The organism is Flagellimonas algicola, assembly GCF_005937185.1.
GTDB classification, from domain to species: Bacteria; Bacteroidota; Bacteroidia; order Flavobacteriales; family Flavobacteriaceae; genus Flagellimonas; species Flagellimonas algicola.
Window position 1 is genome coordinate 1,658,102 of record NZ_VCNI01000002.1, and the last position, 14,934, is coordinate 1,673,035.

The window sequence follows — 14,934 nt, forward strand, 5'->3', positions numbered from 1 at the left end:
CATTCAATTTTTAATTCATCTATAAGAATCCACTATGAAGAAATCAACCATTTTATTGGCACTATTGGTAAGTGCAACTACAATTATGCAAGCGCAGAAAAAAAAGGATTTGGACCGCCAAGCTATTTTGGACATGTGCGGTTGCTACGACATCACTTTTAAGTACACGGAGACCTTTGCCCCTGAAATCGATTACGAGAAGAAAATGGACTATACAGCTGGCGCCTTGGAACTGGCTTTGCCCATTGTTGATGAAAAAAACAAAATTTCGATCCAACATTTATTGGTGATCAATGATTCCATGGTCATCAAACATTGGCGTCAGGATTGGGAATACGAAAACCAAAATGTGTTCTATTATGACAAGGACAACAATTGGAAGTTTGGAACGCTTCCGAAGGAACAGGTTAAGGGCCAATGGAGCCAAAAAGTATATCAGGTGGACGATAGCCCGCGTTATTCCGGTTCTGCCACCTGGGTGCATGTAGACGGCAAACACTACTGGGAAAACAAGACGGATTCACCTTTGCCAAGACGCGAATACTCCAAACGAAGCGACTACAACGTTATGAAACGAGGTAACCGTCTGGAAATCACTTCCTATGGTTGGGTTCACGAGCAGGACAACGATAAGATAATCCGCAAGGATGGGAAGGCTGATGTACTGTTGGCACAAGAAAAAGGGATGAACATTTATAAAAAAGTGGAGGATTCCAAATGCCGATTAGCTGTGGATTGGTGGAACGAACATAAGGAGTTTTGGGCCAATGTTCGCGATTCTTGGGATCAGGTCTATGACCGTCAAGGGGATTTAACCCTGCTTAAAAAAGTGGACGAAAAACCTATGTTTATGCACTTTTATCCTTTAGAAAAAGCAGAAGCAGGTGCTGGAGAAATTTCCCAATTGATCAACAAGTTTGTTGCGGATTCAGGCCAAACCAATGAAGAAAGTAAATAAGTACAATTTTCAGAAATGGGTCGTGCTATGCATGGCCTTTTTCTTTTTGGCTTTTACCTCTGATAAGATTTCGCCCCGTTTACAGCAAAAGTTGGAAAGTGCCGTTCAAACCACTTTTGAAGTTGAAGATTTTGAACTTCAACCTATGAATGTAGAATTAGGCGAAGACAGTTTGTTTAAAATACTGCTTCAAAACGAGATTTTGGGTTACGCCTATTTGGGAAAGGCCCCCAGTATGAAGGATGTTTTTGACTATGTGGTGCTTTTTAATCCAGATCTTAGTGTTAAAAAAGCCAAGGTGCTGATTTATCGGGAAAACCACGGTAGGCAAATTGGGAGTCAGCGGTGGTTAAAACATTTTATTGGCAAAACAACCGATAGTACCCTGGAGTATGGGACTGATATTGATGCCATTTCCGGGGCGACCATTTCCGCAAAATCCATGACCAAAGCTGTGAATGAGGCGTTGGCCAAAATGAAATTGCTTCAGACAGATAGAAATCTCTAACCAATAAGAAAAAACGGGGTTTAACGCCCCGTTTTTTCTTTGGTCATTTTGTCTATTGCAAGGCTTCACCAATAATGAAGACTAGATTTTTTAAACTGTCATCCCGCTTTGGAAACAAGGCCTGCATCCTTGAGTCCTGTACCATATTCTGCATCCCCTCAGGGCTGTCAAAATAAAACCTATGAATCTCATTGGGTTGTTCCACTAAATCGTTAGCCGAGGCAAATGGGATTAGAAAGCGCTCAAAATGGGTTCCAAATTCTGGGATGATCTCGCAAGCCGCATTGTGATATTCCGTGAACTGTTCTTGAAACTTTTTACCTTCCTTGTAATAGATCAAGGCAATACCATAGGTTTTGGTGGCATCCCCAATTTCCCTGAAAAAGTCAAAGTCGGGGTCTCTTTTTGTAGCGAATCCAAACATTTTTTCCACAGATGTGGCAATATAGTCCTGTTTTAACTTTATAAATTCCGGATCCTTGTCGAAGGCTTCTTTGGCCGCTAAATTGGGGTATACTGCAAAATGGATTTCATCGGGTAGATCTAGGTCGCCCATGGCCAACATTTTCGGCTTAATGACGCGCTCTATTTTAGCTCCATATTTTTCTAGAAGCACATTACCTCTGCTTCGCAGTTTTTCAAAATCTTTTTCCTTCCCTTCCTTGAGATAAAAGAAGCCGGTATTGATGATTTGTTCATCCTTGTCTGCAATTGTTTCCATGTTTTTGTTTGCTGTTTTTGAAATAATGAATCCGCTAAGAACCAATGTGGCCATTAGCATTAAACTAAGGGTGATTGTTTTTTTCATGATGTCATTGATTTAGATTTAACTCATTCAACGACACAAAGTTGCAAATGAAACAGGAGAAGATTTTTAGGCTAAGGGCCAACTATTTACCTAGGAAGTTCAATCTATAGTTGGAAGGGGAGGTACCAAAACGTTGCTTGAATTTAAAGGAAAAGTGATGGATGGTTTTAAAGCCAGTTGCAAAGGCAATGTCCTGGATGGAATTATCAGAGACCTGCAATAAATCTTTGGCTTTTGCCAGACGTTGACCAAGGATGTACTGTTGGGGAGGTAGCTGGTAGATTTCCTTGAACCTTCTTTTGAATGAGGACAAGCTTAGATTGGTCAGTTGGGCCAGTTCGTTTATGCTTATTTCCGAGAAAATATGGGCTGCTATTGTAGTTTTGAAATCCACCGTTCGCTCTGTAAAAAGGTTTTCCAGTATTTGAAGAATGTGCGTTGCATTCTGTGTTTGCATTAAAAGCAGGATGATTTCTTTGGTCTTTAGGCATAGGAGTTCCTCGTTGACCAAATGGGGGTTGTCAAAATAGAACAACACGTCCTCCACATATTTATCTACTGGAATTGAGGCTTCAATCAGTGCCATATTATAGCGAGGTGTGTTTTTCTTTTGGTTGACTAAAAATTTGGGTAGGTCGTTACCATATATTTTCCGTAACACTTCCGGATGAAAGTGTACTGCGACTGCTTGGTATTGACCTGTTCTATTATCAGAAACCATTTGTCCTACATAATTACCACATTTCATCAAGACCGATTGCCTGGTATGCATTTGGAGGAATTCATTTTCTGAAAATGACTTATACCTCCCCTCCCGGACATGAAGAAAACAGGCCTCGTTATGCATGGGGTTGGGCGCTCTAAAAGGGGGTAAAATGAGTGCTTTTTCAAACAACATTTTCCCAAAAAGATCTATGCGCTTATATTCTTTAATCACGGTGAATCATTTAGTGCCAAATAGGGATTTGGCGGGGCATAGCCCCGCCGTTAGCAAGCAAGCTGCATTCAGTCTATTGCGCTCAAATGTGCTTTCCACAACCAAAACCTCGAAGTATAGGGTTTTACCTTTTGGTTTCCTTTAGCTCAGTTTTGGGAAACGGTGAGCAAGTGTTCCATTTGCAATTCTTCTTTGATCAGGGCATCTTGAATAGGTTGGGTTCTTGCATTAAATTCCACTGTGCCATAATCAATTCCCGAAACTGTTCGGGTAGGCCTGTTGCCTTTGTCCATTTCAACAAGTTTTAAGGTGTCATCGGCTACCAATTGTGGGTCAATGGCATCTTCGCTATTGAAAAGACCTTCAAAATTTTTGAGCATGGCATGGGGAACTTCCTTAAAGTCGCCATAGGCCTCAAAAGTTATTTGGTCAGCTTCTTTGGGTCCGGTAAACAAGAGATTGGTGCCAAACGGTCCTGGTTCCACGATGCACACTTCCACGCCAAAAGGGGCCAATTCGTATCGCAAGGATTGTGAATATGCCTCAACAGCATGTTTGCTGGCGCAATACACACCAAAATAAGGGAATGCAAGTCTTCCAGCTAGGCTAGTGGTATTGATGATCAAGCCATCCCCAACTTTTCTCATGTGTGGGGTCACCGCCTTTACCGTTCGTGCAATACCAAAGAAGTTCACATCGAATTGCTTCTGGATTTGTTCCAAGCTGTACGCTTCCGTGATACCTACAAACATGACTCCAGCATTGTTGACCAGCACATCAATTTTACCGTCTTCTGCAACAATGGTTTCCACGGCGCGATCTATGGAGTTGGAATCCGTAACATCCAGTTCAAGCACATTAAGTTGTAAAGCCTCTTCGGATGCAATTTGTTCCAGTTCTTTTTTCTTTTTCAAGTTCTTACCATCGGCATTGCGCATGGTGGCCCAAACTTTATGGCCTGCCTTTGCGGCCGATAGAGCGGTTAGGTATCCAAATCCGCTGCTACTTCCTGTAATTAAAATGTTTTTTTTCATGATGTTTAAATTAATAGTAGACTAGTCGTCTACAAATAGATTAAAAAATTTAGGATAATAATTCTTCTGTAAATTCTATAAAGAGGGAAAGGGGTTTTGCACTTTTGGTGGACTTCATCCGTAGGATGGCCCCTTCCCAATTGTTGAGCATGTAGGCTGCCAATTTTTTTGCATCTGTAGTATTACCAATGCTACCGTCCTCTTGTCCTTCCTTGATGCAAGCTTCAAATAGTGCTTCCCATCGGTCAAGCTCATGGGCGACCCCGTGAGCGTAGCTCGATTTCAAATCGCTTAGTTCCAAGCTGCAATTCCCTAGCAAACAGCCCTCTGTAAAGTCTTTCTGGATATACACTAGTCTAATATCCTGGAAAAAAGTCATGAAGCGCTCTTTGGGATTCTTGGTCTTATCTTTAAAGTAGGAGTTGAGCAACTTTAAGGACTCATCCCCATAATTCTTAATGATTTGTAGTCCGAAATCCTCCTTGCTTTTGAAATAATAATAAAAGGAACCCTTGGGAATGTCCACAGCGCTTAAGACCTCATTGATGCCCACATTGTTAAATCCCTTTTGGATAATCAGATCGCCCCCAATTTTTAAAATGCGCTGTAAAGTAGTTTCCTTTGCTGTTTCCATATGGTATTAGACCAGTCGTCTACAAAAGTAGCACATTTTTTTATATTACCGCTATTTTGTTGAAAAAGGTCAATCAATTTTAGGTCAAAGTGATATCAAAATAATGGTAACCGACTAGTTGTAAGGTTTTTGTACCAGTCTTTTGGAAATCCACCAATAATTGCCAGCTGGGTCTTTAACCCCTGCCTGCCGGTCTTCATAAGACATATCGGCTGGTTCAAGGACGGATTCGGCTCCATTATCCAAAGCGTGTTGGTACATCCGGTCCACATCGTTTACAAATAAATAAAAGGAGGTTCGCATTCCTTCAAATTCCCCACGGGCCTGACTGATCATAAAGCAACTATTGCCAATCTTAAGAATACAATTGGCCACATCGCCATTGGGCATGCTGGTCCGATTTAATTCCTCGGCATGGAAGGCATTTTTTAGAAAGCTAATTTCCTGAATGGGGTCAGAAACAAATAAGTAGCTGCTAACCGTTTGGAACCCTTCTGGGATGTACGTATTAAAAATGTCCATTTGTGTATGGTTTAGGTTAATGTGTTGTTTTCAAATTACGTAAATTTAAGTACCTATTTATATGACGAATGATCAGGGAGCTATTGGACATCAACGACTTTATAGTTTTAGTGGAAGAGGCAGATTCCGAGGAAATTACCATTGATTCTTGCACTTTTGACGAGCCGGTAATCGCGGTTGCCTTCTATGGTGCAGGAAATGTGGAACTAAGCGTTCAATTTGAAGGGAAAGAAAAGGCGTATCGGCATAGTAAAGGACTTGCTTTATCCTTTTATGCCGATGACAAAGTGGAATTTGTCCATACAGTCTCCGCAAATAAACCCTTGGAATGCATTCTGATTGCTACCTCACCTCGAAATTTGGAAAAATTGCCCCATGGGGAAGGGGAGTTGTTTGCCCAGATGTTGAACCATTTGGTGCATCCTTCCGACCACTATGTGCAGGGCCCCAAATTTTATATGACCCCAGAGATGCAGTCCATTGTCCACCAGATATTTCATTCGCCCTACCAAGGAAAGACCAAAATGATGTTTTTCCGTAGTCAGGTTACCACCTTGCTCTCCCATTTTTTTGGACAATTGGCACAGCGGGATGACAACGGAATCAAAACATCCGAAAAAGAAAAGTTGGTACAGGCCAGGGAAATCCTGGCTCAAAATTTGGACGCGCCTCCTTCCTTATCAGAACTTTCCAAACAAATAGGGTTGAACAGCTTTAAACTAAAAAAGAACTTCAAGGCCTATTTTGGGGTGCCGGTTTTTAAGTATCTCCAAAACGAAAGATTGTCCAAGGCGCATGACCTGTTACGAAATCAGGAAGCCTCGGTTCAAGAGGCCGCATGGCATGTGGGATATGACAGTTTAAGTTCATTTTCCAACGCCTTTGCCAAGAAATATGGGTTTCGTCCTAGTCAGATACGAGGATAGCTAGTACACATCTACTCGTACCGAACAAATGGATACGGCACCTTTTTTCCCTTTAAGCGGCACACTGCCAATATGTTCAAAAATGTAATGGGAACCATCCAGTCGATTTTTTAAGGTCTCAGATACTAAAAGTTCACTGCCCAAATTGTTGCACTGCCCTTGAATTCTGGCTGCGGTATTGATAGTATCGCCGTGATAGGCTATTTCCTTTTTGTATTTTCCCACTTCGGTTACCGTAACGATACCGGCGTGTACGCCAGCTTTAAAAAAGGGAAGGCAGTCGTAGGTGTTCTCGTAATACTCCCGCTTGCTTTCCAATTGCTGTTTGAATCTGTAAAAGGTCTTGAGTAGATTCTGATTATGAATGCCCTCATCCAAAGGCCAGGTCAACACGGCTTCATCACCCACATACTGATATATTTCCCCATTATTGGCCGCAGCAATTCCTAGATCGTTGAAACAATCCTGGACCAATTTGCTATAGGTTACATGACCCAATCGTTCTGCTAGGGTGGTTGATGCCTGTAGGTCCAAAAACATAAAGATGCGTTCTTCCTCATGAGGTGTGTAGAACCTTCCCATAATCAATTTGAACAGATTCCCTTCCCCAAGCATAAGGTTTACCTGCCGAAGAATGGACAAAAAAATATTCACACAGGTCACGTAAAAATAAATGGCCACACTTCCTGTATCAAATGCAAAAGTGAGCAGATCAATGGATGTGCCAAAATACAGACTGTAGATACCGAAGGCGACTACCACTAGGAGAACCATAAATAGAAGTGTATAGAGTAGCTGTATAAGCAGAAACTTTCTAAGTGAAATATTCTTATAGATGCGTTCTTCGGAAATAATTTGAGCCAAGCCAGAAACGAATCCCATAATGGGTCCCAACGAAAAGGCAATAAGCAGGCTATCCTGAAATTCAAACTTAAGACTTCCTACTTCTTCCGTACCCACACCGCGAACGATACTTAGAAAGACAAAACTCAAGGTCCAACCAATCATATAGAATCTAAGGGTGCGCCATCGGCGCTTGTTGATCCACGTTCCAACCATATTTTCAAAGTTATCCTTTTCGAACAAATCTTCATCCGTTTTGAACAAATCAAGCCAGAAAACCCAAGGTAGTTTTGTCCTGTAATCAAAAAAAACAAAGAAATGAAAACAATAAAAACATTAGGCATATCTATCGCAATCTGGATTCTAGGGGTATCTGCTTTCACATTGATTTACGAGCTACCTATAACGGAAAACAGATATGTACAAGCCAATATTGGGTTGGCCTTGGTAGTCCCAATTTTGGTATGGGCAGGTGCTTGGTTGTACTATCGCAAGGGCAGCTCAACCCACGGTTTAAAATTGGGATTGGCGATGCTTTTGGTTAGCGCAAGCTTGGACGCTTTGATCACAGTACCCTTATTGATTCTTCCGTCTGGAGGGTCCTATGCAAGCTTCTTTGGATCAATGGATTTCTGGCTAATCGGTTTGGAATTCATTACGGTATCTGCCCTCTTTTGGTATTTCAAAGTGTTTAAACCAACACATAGCATAACACAATAACAAAAAGTATAACATCAAAATTAGAAAATCATGAAAAGCAACATTTTAGTATTGGGCGGTAAGGGAAAAACTGGCCGCCGAGTGGCAGAACGACTATCAAAAATGGGACATAATGTGCGTATTGGATCCCGAAGTGAAACTCCCGCATTTGATTGGGACAAACCAGAAACTTGGGCGAAGGCCATGGATGGAATGGATAGTATGTATATTACTTTTCAACCCGATTTGGCCGTACCCGGGGCATTTGAGGCCATTCAGGGATTGATGGAGGAAGCAAAGCGACAAAATATCCAAAAGGTAGTATTATTATCCGGGAAAGGTGAGAGGGAGGCAGAACGTTGTGAGCAAGTGGTCATTGATTCAGGTGTGGCACAAACTATTGTTCGCGCCAGCTGGTTCAACCAAAATTTTAGCGAAAGCTTTTTCTTGGAACCCATTCAGCAAGGATTTGTGGCTTTACCCCACGCCGATGTTGAAGTTCCTTATGTGGACGCCGATGACATTGCCGATGTGGTGGTTGAAGCTTTATTGAAGGAGGAACACAATGGAGAAATCTACGAATTGACGGGTCCGAGGTTGTTGACCTTTAGGGAAGTCATTCAAGACATCTCCAAGATTACGGGTAGGAAGATTGGATTTATGCCTATTTCCCTGGCTGATTATGTAAAAGCTATGGAAGATCAGGGAGTCCCTGCGGATTACGTTTGGTTGATCAATTATTTGTTCGCCGAAGTACTCACCAATCCTGATAATCAGGTTATCAAAAGGGATATTGAAAAAGTGTTGGGAAGAAAGCCCACAGATTTTTCCGAATATCTCGAAAGAACTATGGCCACTGGTATCTGGAACGAACCAGTTAAGGTATAACGCCGATTAAATGAAAAAAAAGGTGGACTTTACTGTCCGCCTTTTTCTGTTAGAGGCAATAAAAAATTCTGCACGGCATAGTCACCTATTTTCTGTCCTAACCGGTGCCCTTCCTCGGAGTCGTAACGGAAATGGATTCCCAGATAAATTCTGGACAAGGAAGCTTCCAAGCCCGCATCTGAAAAGCTATCGAAGGAACGGGTTGGGGGATCCATTTTTACTTTTTCGGAGAATGGACCGGCGCTGTCCACTTCCTCTGTTACCATTACAAAGCTATAATCATATCCCTTCCCTAAAGTGTGTGCCAAAGTTTCCATGGCCGCAGAACTTGCGGTGCCATGCGCAGAGGGGTATGAAGGGAAGGCATAGGTGTGTTTGTGGAGGTTGTTCCAATCGGGATCAGCTTCCGTATCTGGGTTTTCATCGTTATCGGCCCATCGGATTGCCGTATACGGCCGCCAATGGTTGTAGTGGAATTTGTTGTCAAATACATTTATGTAGGCATCATATACAGCCATATTCATAAGGGCGTAAAGGCGTGCTGCTTCCCATAGATTTAATTCTTCTTTTAGCACCAATTGCCTGACCAGTCGATTATGGGAATTTTCCACAAAATCCTTCCACCACATGGCCAAATGCTCCTGATCTGTTGTTCGTATTTCATTTTGGGTGCCGCCAACTTCCTTTACCTCATTAAAAGCCTTGGTATAAGCCTCACTTTGGATATCGGGCGGAGGTGGAGATCGAAAATGATCAGGCGCGGGTAGCATAAATGGCTCCGCTTTTGCCCAGCCTGAACCAAAAATAAAACCTTCAGGAGTTCCACTATGCTCGTTGAACTCTGCATAGACACCGGGCGCCATAGGATGCCAAGTATATTCAGCTGCACCATCCCAAGCATCTTGATGGCGTTTTTGTAGAATAGCATTTACCGATTTTTCAGCAAGCACTTTGGCGTTGGAATATGGATTTTCGGGATCTGGGAGCCAAAGATGAAGTTCTGCATCAAATTGATCTTTTTTATCAGGATATTGCGCAGTTGCCACAAGATATGCAGCGTAAGCAGCAGTTGCCAAAGGGTCTCCTTGCCCTTTCGATTCAGAAAATGCATAGGTACCATAGACTGGTGAAATTGAATTTAGGGCATCATGAATGGCAATATGCATCATGGAAATTGTCCGAAGCCCTTTCAGGGTAAGCAATCCATCCTCTTCCACGGCAACTTCCATCACTTTTTGATTCCAGTTATTGAGTACTTCTGGTCCGTACTCGGCAATGCTAATCTTTTTTTCTGCGCAACCATGCCATAAAATTGCACAAACGGCAATAACTGAAAACTTAGATAAAGATGAGATTGGTTTTTTCATGTCTTCGCGGATTTAATCGCAATCGTATCTCGTCAAATTTCCATGGGTAAACTGAATGGAAAACGAGGACGTATGATGCGTTGGTATTAATAAATAAGGGGGAAGACTTCTAGAAACTAAATTACGTTAAAATTCTAATAGCCAACACTATAATTTCATTTTTGGACATTTTTAATGTGTCCTCTGCTAAATATTAGCAAAATGAAAAACGGCAGTGGTGAAGATTCCAAGTCCCTGCGAGAAATATCTAGTTCGGAGCCGATTCTCGATAATCAGGAACCAATTGACCATCCATCCAACTCAATTCCCGGATTTCTACTGTGGTCTTGGTCCAATGGGTAGACTCGTCGAAAATTTCACCTTGTTCTTTTTTGAACAGGATTTTGTCCGGAAGCCCGCCGGCGTCATCAGGAAAGATAAATTGTTCTGCGTGGAAGTACACCCCAGCATCCGAAACTTGCGAAAGGGCAGCTACATCTTTAAGCTCACCATTTTGAACAAAAAGATAAATACCACCCCCATCTTCGCCGCAGGCTTCCGAAAAGTAGTCGACATATAGCATGCCGTCCAGGCCGGTGATACCCTTGTCGTCAAACGTTTTTATCTCAAAATGCGAGTTCGATAGGGAAATTTTCTTTTCATCATATTTCCCGTTCATTACATTTCGTATGTTCAGATAAATTCTATCTCCCTCTTTTGAGTAGGCGAAATAGTAGTTTTCACCGTTCAGCGTTTTTCGTTCCAAGGATAGCAGTCCTCCTAGGACATAACCGGTGACGCCATCATCATATTTTACTTTGTAAAAAGGAGAGTCAAAACCTTTATAGGGCCAGGAGAAATTGGTCTTTTCCACAATTTCTACCCATTCCCCAATTTTGAGGAGCTCCAAAACCTTGGATTCCGCACTAGGGGAGGTTCTAAGTTTCACATCATTACCAAAAACATATACCTTTTGTCCTGATTGAAAGGAACATTCTTCCTGAGGACAATGAATTCTATTTTGTGCATGTGTAAAAAGGAGAGTAAATAGGGTGGTTAGGGCCGTGATTAGAAATTTTGCTTTCATATCGTGTCAAATTTAAGATGAAGACAGCCCAAATGGGTGTTATCTTATATACGGAGCAAAATGTTAAAATGGTTTATCAAATGTCCCTACAGCCCGTGGAAACTAATGGGATAAAAAAAAAGAAGCCCCGTCCATGGCAAGGCGGGGCTTCTAAAATCAACAAAAAACACTATCCTCTTCTTCCCTTCTCCTGCATTTTCTTTTTGCCGTTCATTCTTTTTCCTAGCGCTAACTTTTTCCAGGTTTTGTATTGTTCTTCGGACAATACTTCCTTCATTTTTTGGTGATGGGCGATTTGACGATCCAATCGCGCATTTTCCAAGGCATAACGTTCGTCCGCCGTGGGTTTTTTAAAGGTGCCACTTTCCTTTTTTTCTTGGAACTCCTCGTGCTTGGCCTTTCTAAACTCAGCCTGTTCCAAGTTAATGGCCATGACCTGTTGTTCTTGACGGCTTGTTAGGTCAAGTGCAAGAATAAGCTTTTTGGTATGGAGCGTAGCCAGCTGCTCGGCCGTCATGTCCGCTTTGATTTTTTTCCCCATCCTAGAATCCTGATGTCGCTGTGCTATCGCTCCAACAGAGGTCAACAACACTACAAATACTACTAATCGTTTCATATGCTTAAATTTTTAATGATTTGGTTATTGGACATAACTTGCGCCCAATGGTTTAATAACCAAGTATCATTTATGAAGCTTTTAAGAATTGGATTGGTAGTTGACCTACTTGGAAGTTTTTAAAGACTCTTCTGAGGAATCATTGTTCTCCAAGGAATCTGCGAACTGCGTTTCAGCCACTTCTTCATTTAGGATTTGTTGCTGAAATTCTTCGTACTGTTCTACACCATAATAGATGGTGGATGAAATCAGAAAAGCGCAGAAATAAAGAAGACTTTTGATTTTGTAGGTCATGATTTTAGGATTTGGGATTACTAAAATAGGGAAACCATTAGCGTGTTTCCACGATATGTTGTGAAAATAGCATTTTTAGATGTGAATCAGATAAAATGTATGGTATAATCGATAAAATGCATGGTTTACCGAAAATCCATCAAAGCTTGTATTATATTCCTACAAAGACCCTTCTATTTTGGGTCTAGAATCGCGTCAATGCGCTCCAAGGCATCTTGAAGATGATACCTGCTCATACGATCGGAAATTCTACCGAGCCCATTTCTGATATCCCTTTTTAGATTACCAAGCTCTGCCCTAGCCACAGAACGAATATCGGACTGGCTGGTATTGATTATGGTAGATTTACGATAACCCCCAAAATCCGGAAGCTTGCCCTGATTTCCAGCGGTCATTAGATACTCCAATCGATCTATATGGGCTTTTTGAAGATTTCTTCTGTAGGTATCAATGGCCCTTCCGCTTCGGGTTTCTGACCAAATTCCACTTCGTAGATCTTGCATCATTTCCAACACACCGTAGGCATTGGAACCATTTATGGTCTCATTTTCAATAAGACGTGCCATTTTTCCTAAATGCAGGATGGTGTTCAAATATCGAACTTGGGTGGAACGGATATTCTCCACGGATCCAGAATATTGAATCTTATTGAAAATGTCCTGATCTATTAGCCAATCGGGAGTTTTAAACAATTGCTCTTGGATAAAGGCCATGCAATTTTTCTGATGTTCCTTGGACACATGGGTGTACACCGCCCCTTCTTGATCCGCCGTTTTATGGTGCTCATAAACCCCACCAATATTATTGGAAACATGACCCATATATCTTCTGTATTGGGCCACTACTTGACCGTACAGAGTTTCCAGGTCATCATAATTTTCCCCATCCTCTGTAGTCCATTGGGCCAGATTGGGTACGATTCGTTTTAAGTTTTCAATGCCATATAGACTGGCTTTAATAGCATCGTCACCTAAATCCTCAGTTTGGGAACTGGGGTCGTGGATGTCACCTACTTGTTGATGCCCGAAGCGATACATAGGGTCGTTTTCATGGGCACGTATCCAGCTGTTCAGAATGGGTTTCTCATCCGTTGCCGATTTGTCCAAAATGGGTTTGTATCCCCATTTAATGGCGTATTTGTCATAAACCCCAATATTGGGCATTAATGCAACATCGCCATCACCAGGTTGTGCCACATAATTGAATCGTGCATAATCCATAATGGATGGAGCAGTGCCATATTTTTTAGTAAAGGAAGCGGAACGCAGAGAATCTACAGGATAGGCAACACTACTTCCCATGTTGTGGGGCAAACCAAGCGTATGCCCAACTTCGTGTGCAGACACAAAACGAATCAACCTACCCATGATATCATCCTTAAAGGCAACACCTTGTGCATCTGGATTTATGGTTGCGGTCTGCACAAAGAACCAGTTGCGCAGAAGGGTCATTACGTTATGGTACCAATTGATATCCGATTCCAAAATCTCCCCACTTCGCGGATCACTAACGTGTGGGCCGTTTGCATTGGGAATAGGGGAGGCCAAATAGCGGACCACAGAATACCGAACATCCTCCGGTGACCATTCGGGGTCTTCTTCTGGAGTTGGAGGTTCTTTCGCCAAAATGGCATTTTTAAACCCAGCCGCTTCAAAGGCCACTTGCCAGTCCTCAATACCTTGTTTTATATAAGGAAGCCATTTTTTAGGGGTAGCGCGATCCACATAATATATAATGGGCTTCTTAGGTTCTACCAATTCTCCAGCCTTGTATTTTTCTATGTCCTCGGGTTTCACCTCCAAACGCCAACGATCCAAATAGCGAACCGTTTTGCTTTCCTGGGCATCCAGCCCGTAGTCTACTTGTCCGCGGGCAAACCAACCTACGCGCTCATCAAAGTATCTACGTTTCATAGGTTCCTTGGGCAACAGAATCATGGAATTGTTGATTTCTATGGAAATGGAACCCAGACTCTGATTACTGGGAGCTTCCTTGGCAAAATAGGTCTTTACATGCCGAGCTTCCACATTTAGCGGATAACTTTTGAGGGTCTCAATATAACTTCGTTCCCCATCCAATCGGCTTACTTTAAACTGTTTGCGACGGCCTTCCGGCAAGCCAAGAGAATTGACATCTTTGGTAAACAAAGGATCCACCTCAATGACTGTTGCTGGGTTTAAGGAATCTTTTTCATTAAAGGCCTTGATGTTGAATGCAAAAAGCACCGGTTCAAAATTGGAATTGACCACCGCTTCATGAATGGGTAGTGAATCTGCTGCCACATTCCCATAGGAAACCACCCGCAATAGTACTTTTTTAGGTTTTTTCTCCCATCGCAATACCTGGGTATTAATTTTTCCACCGCCAAAACCAAGGCCGGTGGCAGTTTTGGAGATTCGGCTCACCATCAGCATTTCCCTATTAAATAAGGAATCAGGGATTTCGTAGAAATGCTTGTCGTCTACCTTGTGTACCTTAAACAAACCGTCATCGGTTTTAGCTTCTTTGGTGATTACCTTATCATAAGGCTTAATATCCCCATTTTTGGGTTTATCGTTACTTTTTTGTTCGGTGTTCTTCTTTTTCTTTTTGAACAATTGGGCTTCTGCAGTTTGGAACGAGCCCATTACTAAGAGGAGTAATAGTACTTTGGGAAGTAATTTTTGATTCATTTGAAATCGGTTTGGTGTAATCAACGGCCCCAAAGAACCTAAAAAAGAGGAAAATAGACTGTTAAATAATTACTAACTCTGAATTTTTTGGAACAATGCACCAACCTTCGGGAATCCTGAATTTTACTGATGGTTTGGCTTGAAACCCTACTTATAGCTGGG

The 14,934-nt window shown here is 42.0% G+C and carries 16 protein-coding genes; 5 read left to right on the forward strand and 11 right to left on the reverse strand.

Annotation, left to right across the window (positions count from 1 at the left end; genetic code table 11):
* The first annotated feature begins 34 nt into the window (after window positions 1-34).
* The gene (locus FGG15_RS16240; protein WP_138838129.1) at window positions 35-958 is read left to right on the forward strand and encodes a DUF6607 family protein; all 924 of its coding nucleotides are present in this window, start codon (window positions 35-37) and stop codon (window positions 956-958) included.
* Window positions 942-1,466: an FMN-binding protein gene (locus tag FGG15_RS16245; RefSeq protein WP_138838131.1), complete on the forward strand. Its 525-nt coding sequence runs from the start codon at window positions 942-944 to the stop codon at window positions 1,464-1,466. The genes FGG15_RS16240 and FGG15_RS16245 overlap by 17 nt, the downstream gene beginning before the upstream one ends.
* 52 nt (window positions 1,467-1,518) lie before the next feature.
* Here the strand turns inward: FGG15_RS16245 and FGG15_RS16250 are convergent, their stop codons facing one another.
* The 5 genes from FGG15_RS16250 to FGG15_RS16270 all read right to left on the reverse strand — a co-directional run bounded on the left by FGG15_RS16250 (window position 1,519) and on the right by FGG15_RS16270 (window position 5,401).
* On the reverse strand, window positions 1,519-2,274 hold the full coding sequence (locus tag FGG15_RS16250) for a hypothetical protein (protein WP_138838133.1): 756 nt from the start codon (window positions 2,272-2,274) through the stop codon (window positions 1,519-1,521).
* An 82-nt stretch (window positions 2,275-2,356) separates the two neighbouring features.
* On the reverse strand, window positions 2,357-3,211 hold the full coding sequence (locus tag FGG15_RS16255; RefSeq protein ID WP_138838134.1) for a helix-turn-helix transcriptional regulator: 855 nt from the start codon (window positions 3,209-3,211) through the stop codon (window positions 2,357-2,359).
* Window positions 3,212-3,357: 146 nt separating this feature from the next.
* A complete protein-coding gene (locus FGG15_RS16260) occupies window positions 3,358-4,245 on the reverse strand; it encodes an SDR family oxidoreductase (protein ID WP_138838136.1) in 888 nt (295 codons plus the stop codon).
* A 49-nt stretch (window positions 4,246-4,294) separates the two neighbouring features.
* Window positions 4,295-4,879: a TetR/AcrR family transcriptional regulator gene (locus FGG15_RS16265; RefSeq protein ID WP_138838138.1), complete on the reverse strand. Its 585-nt coding sequence runs from the start codon at window positions 4,877-4,879 to the stop codon at window positions 4,295-4,297.
* A 114-nt stretch (window positions 4,880-4,993) separates the two neighbouring features.
* Window positions 4,994-5,401: a VOC family protein gene (locus FGG15_RS16270; RefSeq protein ID WP_138838140.1), complete on the reverse strand. Its 408-nt coding sequence runs from the start codon at window positions 5,399-5,401 to the stop codon at window positions 4,994-4,996.
* Window positions 5,402-5,469: 68 nt separating this feature from the next.
* Between FGG15_RS16270 and FGG15_RS16275 the strand changes: the two genes are divergently transcribed.
* Complete coding sequence (locus FGG15_RS16275; RefSeq protein ID WP_138838141.1) at window positions 5,470-6,327, forward strand: helix-turn-helix transcriptional regulator; 858 nt, start codon at window positions 5,470-5,472, stop codon at window positions 6,325-6,327.
* On the opposite strand, the gene FGG15_RS16280 is transcribed toward FGG15_RS16275, so the two are convergent.
* A complete protein-coding gene (locus FGG15_RS16280) occupies window positions 6,328-7,386 on the reverse strand; it encodes an adenylate/guanylate cyclase domain-containing protein (RefSeq protein ID WP_138838143.1) in 1,059 nt (352 codons plus the stop codon).
* A gap of 102 nt (window positions 7,387-7,488) precedes the next feature.
* Here FGG15_RS16280 and FGG15_RS16285 point away from each other — a divergent pair, with 102 nt between their 5' ends.
* Together FGG15_RS16285 and FGG15_RS16290 are read left to right on the forward strand one after the other, a co-directional pair.
* A complete protein-coding gene (locus FGG15_RS16285) occupies window positions 7,489-7,890 on the forward strand; it encodes a DUF5367 family protein (RefSeq protein ID WP_138838145.1) in 402 nt (133 codons plus the stop codon).
* Between the two features lie 30 nt (window positions 7,891-7,920).
* The gene (locus FGG15_RS16290) at window positions 7,921-8,757 is read left to right on the forward strand and encodes an NmrA family NAD(P)-binding protein (protein ID WP_138838147.1); all 837 of its coding nucleotides are present in this window, start codon (window positions 7,921-7,923) and stop codon (window positions 8,755-8,757) included.
* Between the two features lie 29 nt (window positions 8,758-8,786).
* On the opposite strand, the gene FGG15_RS16295 is transcribed toward FGG15_RS16290, so the two are convergent.
* The 5 genes from FGG15_RS16295 to FGG15_RS16315 all read right to left on the reverse strand — a co-directional run bounded on the left by FGG15_RS16295 (window position 8,787) and on the right by FGG15_RS16315 (window position 14,772).
* Window positions 8,787-10,124: a vanadium-dependent haloperoxidase gene (locus FGG15_RS16295; protein WP_237561845.1), complete on the reverse strand. Its 1,338-nt coding sequence runs from the start codon at window positions 10,122-10,124 to the stop codon at window positions 8,787-8,789.
* 247 nt (window positions 10,125-10,371) lie between these two features.
* A complete protein-coding gene (locus tag FGG15_RS16300) occupies window positions 10,372-11,190 on the reverse strand; it encodes an SH3 domain-containing protein (RefSeq protein ID WP_138838149.1) in 819 nt (272 codons plus the stop codon).
* 169 nt (window positions 11,191-11,359) lie between these two features.
* Window positions 11,360-11,806, reverse strand: a complete 447-nt coding sequence (locus tag FGG15_RS16305) for a hypothetical protein (protein WP_138838150.1) — start codon at window positions 11,804-11,806, stop codon at window positions 11,360-11,362.
* Window positions 11,807-11,911: 105 nt separating this feature from the next.
* A complete protein-coding gene (locus FGG15_RS16310) occupies window positions 11,912-12,100 on the reverse strand; it encodes a hypothetical protein (protein WP_138838152.1) in 189 nt (62 codons plus the stop codon).
* Between the two features lie 173 nt (window positions 12,101-12,273).
* Window positions 12,274-14,772, reverse strand: coding sequence for a zinc-dependent metalloprotease (locus FGG15_RS16315; RefSeq protein WP_138838154.1), 2,499 nt, complete (start codon window positions 14,770-14,772; stop codon window positions 12,274-12,276).
* Window positions 14,773-14,934 lie beyond the last annotated feature (162 nt).

Bases quoted from the DNA above. Each gene is read 5' to 3' on its own strand.
- FGG15_RS16240 (WP_138838129.1), top strand. From the start codon at position 35: ATGAAGAAATCAACCATTTTATTGGCACTATTGGTAAGTGCAACTACA.
- FGG15_RS16245 (WP_138838131.1), top strand. From the start codon at position 942: ATGAAGAAAGTAAATAAGTACAATTTTCAGAAATGGGTCGTGCTATGC.
- FGG15_RS16250 (WP_138838133.1), bottom strand. From the start codon at position 2,274: ATGAAAAAAACAATCACCCTTAGTTTAATGCTAATGGCCACATTGGTT.
- FGG15_RS16260 (WP_138838136.1), bottom strand. From the start codon at position 4,245: ATGAAAAAAAACATTTTAATTACAGGAAGTAGCAGCGGATTTGGATAC.
- FGG15_RS16265 (WP_138838138.1), bottom strand. From the start codon at position 4,879: ATGGAAACAGCAAAGGAAACTACTTTACAGCGCATTTTAAAAATTGGG.
- FGG15_RS16270 (WP_138838140.1), bottom strand. From the start codon at position 5,401: ATGGACATTTTTAATACGTACATCCCAGAAGGGTTCCAAACGGTTAGC.
- FGG15_RS16275 (WP_138838141.1), top strand. From the start codon at position 5,470: ATGATCAGGGAGCTATTGGACATCAACGACTTTATAGTTTTAGTGGAA.
- FGG15_RS16280 (WP_138838143.1), bottom strand. From the start codon at position 7,386: ATGGTTGGAACGTGGATCAACAAGCGCCGATGGCGCACCCTTAGATTC.
- FGG15_RS16285 (WP_138838145.1), top strand. From the start codon at position 7,489: ATGAAAACAATAAAAACATTAGGCATATCTATCGCAATCTGGATTCTA.
- FGG15_RS16290 (WP_138838147.1), top strand. From the start codon at position 7,921: ATGAAAAGCAACATTTTAGTATTGGGCGGTAAGGGAAAAACTGGCCGC.
- FGG15_RS16295 (WP_237561845.1), bottom strand. From the start codon at position 10,124: ATGAAAAAACCAATCTCATCTTTATCTAAGTTTTCAGTTATTGCCGTT.
- FGG15_RS16300 (WP_138838149.1), bottom strand. From the start codon at position 11,190: ATGAAAGCAAAATTTCTAATCACGGCCCTAACCACCCTATTTACTCTC.
- FGG15_RS16305 (WP_138838150.1), bottom strand. From the start codon at position 11,806: ATGAAACGATTAGTAGTATTTGTAGTGTTGTTGACCTCTGTTGGAGCG.
- FGG15_RS16310 (WP_138838152.1), bottom strand. From the start codon at position 12,100: ATGACCTACAAAATCAAAAGTCTTCTTTATTTCTGCGCTTTTCTGATT.
- FGG15_RS16315 (WP_138838154.1), bottom strand. From the start codon at position 14,772: ATGAATCAAAAATTACTTCCCAAAGTACTATTACTCCTCTTAGTAATG.